This is a genomic window from Psychrobacter sp. W2-37-MNA-CIBAN-0211 (genome assembly GCF_040309405.1).
Lineage (GTDB): Bacteria > Pseudomonadota > Gammaproteobacteria > Pseudomonadales > Moraxellaceae > Psychrobacter > Psychrobacter glaciei.
This window is the reverse complement of sequence record NZ_JBEOOU010000504.1, coordinates 1-243: the sequence shown is the minus strand read 5'-3', so window position 1 is coordinate 243 and position 243 is coordinate 1. Positions and strand designations below refer to the sequence as shown.

Annotated in this window: 1 protein-coding gene; it reads right to left on the bottom strand. The window is 39.5% G+C overall.

Annotation, left to right across the window (positions count from 1 at the left end; all coding sequences use genetic code 11):
• The coding region (locus tag AAEY72_RS16055; protein WP_352311666.1) for a response regulator at positions 1–185 on the bottom strand (185 nt) is incomplete at its 3' end.
• Positions 186–243: the final 58 nt, after the last annotated feature.

The following is a 243-nucleotide window of genomic DNA, read 5'->3' as shown; positions in this document are numbered from 1 at the left end:
CCGTCCATTTTTGGCATTTCAACATCCAACGTTAGTACATCCGGATTATATTTTTTGATCATCTCTCGGGCTTCGTATGGGTCTTGTGCACCCCCTACTACCACAATATCTTTTGCCTGTTGCAGTATCTCTGTCAGCAATTGTCTGATCAGTGCCGAGTCATCAATTATTAATACTTTAATCATAGCCATCCTTAAAACAGCTCTATATCAGTGGCTTTTGTTTGTTGCTCAAGATTATGTA